Consider the following 1,904-nt stretch of genomic DNA (forward strand, 5'->3'; position numbering starts at 1 on the left):
TAATGTAATATTTCATTTAATGTATACTATTTTTAAAAAACCTTGTAATATAAAATAACAAGGGCAGTTAGCAATGTGGCTATTAAAACACCTCTTGCTCTGTAATCTCTTCTTATTTTTAAAAACAGAAAAAAAGCAATTAAATTTAATATAGCTCCAAGCGCTAAAAGACTGCCAATATGGTCGCTCTCAATAGCAGCTTTAAAAGTTTCTACAATACTTAAATCAGAAAATAGTAAAATGTAAGCTAACGTACCAATAGAATTGGCAATTATGCCTACAAGAAATCCAATTATAACCTCTTTTTTAGTGTTCATTTAAATTCCAGTTGTTTAGTTGTTGTATGGTGTGGTGTGCAGTTAAATCAAACTGAGTTGGAACCACAGAAATATAGTTGTTAGCTAAAGCAAATTCGTCTGTATCTTCGCCTTTATCAAGCAATTCAAACTCACCTGTAAGCCAGTAGTAGTCTTTACCCATTGGGTTGGTTCTTTTGTCAAATTTTTCTTTCCAATTGGCACGTGCTTGTCTACACACTTTTATTCCTTTTATAAGTTCATTTTCCTTAACAGGAATATTAACATTTAGTACAACACCTTTAGGAATTCCGTTTGCAAGTGCTTGTTTTACAATTTTTTGTACAAAAGGTTTTGCTTCTTCAAAATTGGCATCCCATGAAAAATCGCAAAGCGAAAAACCAATTGCGGGTATGCCTTCAATTCCGGCTTCAATAGCGGCACTCATTGTGCCAGAATATATTACGTTTATAGATGAGTTAGAACCGTGATTTATGCCGCTTATACAAATATCTGGTTTGCGGTCTAAAAGTTCTTGAAGTCCCATTTTCACACAGTCTGCTGGCGTTCCGCTACAGCTGTATTCTTGTTCTGCACCATCAACATCATCAATAGTTACTAGGTTTGCGTGGAGTGTATTATTAATGGTAATTGCATGGCCCATTCCAGACTGAGGACTGTCAGGAGCAACAACAACAACATCTCCAATTTCTTTCATAAATTTAACCAAGGATCTTAGGCCAGGAGCAGTAATTCCGTCATCATTGGTAACTAATATTAATGGTTTTTCCATTTAAAGTATAATTTATACCGTAAAAATACGTTTTTAAAATGTTTACAAGAATGCTTTTTAAAAATCTATCTTATAATTATCATAAATAGGTTAAAAAACTGTTGCAAACTTAGAATGTGGCATAGTTTTTTCAGTATCTTGGTAAAATAATTAAAATTTACGTTGTTTTTAATGTAATTTTAAGAAACCAAATTCTACTAAAGTTAAAATAATACATAGATGAAAAAGAATTTAATTGTTATGTCACTTGGGATGCTATTTGCAGTAGCGTCTTGTAGTTTCACAAATAAATCTTTAGACACAGTTAACGACGGTGATAAAGATAAATTACTGATAGAGATAATTGCATACATGTTAGAAAAAGGTCATTATGAACCTAAAGACATTAATGACGATTTTTCAGTGTCAGTTTTTGAAGAATTTATTGATGTTTTAGACCCTACAAAAAGATACTTTTTAGAAAGCGATATAAAAGAGTTTGAAAAGTATAAATTTCAGATTGATGATCAGATAAAAAATACTGACATCAGCTTTTTTGATTTAGTTCATAAAAGGTTAAAGAAGCGTATGGCTGAAGCATCTGACATATATAAAGATATTTTAAGTAAGCCTTTTAATTTTGATACAGCTGAGAAAATTGATATTAATTATGAGGAGCAGACTTTTGTTTCGTCAAAAAAAGAATTAAGAGAAAGGTGGAGAAAGCAACTTAAGTATGCAACCATTAGTACTTTTGATGATAAACTTACAGATAAAGACAAACCTTTGTCTAAGTCCGAAGCAGAGAAAGCAGCAAGAGATTTAACAAAAACAAC

The 1,904-nt window shown here is 31.5% G+C and carries 2 protein-coding genes and 1 pseudogene; 1 reads left to right on the forward strand and 2 read right to left on the reverse strand.

Annotated features, from left to right (window positions below; all coding sequences use genetic code 11):
• Positions 1-32 precede the first annotated feature (32 nt).
• On the reverse strand, positions 33-317 hold the full coding sequence (locus ABJD66_RS04230) for a hypothetical protein (protein ID WP_100894907.1): 285 nt from the start codon (positions 315-317) through the stop codon (positions 33-35).
• Positions 307-1,089, reverse strand: a complete 783-nt coding sequence (gene surE, locus ABJD66_RS04235; RefSeq protein WP_100894908.1) for a 5'/3'-nucleotidase SurE — start codon at positions 1,087-1,089, stop codon at positions 307-309. Before surE ends, ABJD66_RS04230 begins: the two co-directional genes overlap by 11 nt.
• A 219-nt stretch (positions 1,090-1,308) precedes the next feature.
• Here surE and ABJD66_RS04240 point away from each other — a divergent pair.
• Positions 1,309-1,904 (forward strand): annotated as a pseudogene (locus ABJD66_RS04240) (tail-specific protease); the annotation flags it as partial.

The sequence above is a fragment of the Cellulophaga sp. genome (genome assembly GCF_039943695.1).
In the GTDB taxonomy this organism is placed as follows: Bacteria; Bacteroidota; Bacteroidia; order Flavobacteriales; family Flavobacteriaceae; genus Cellulophaga.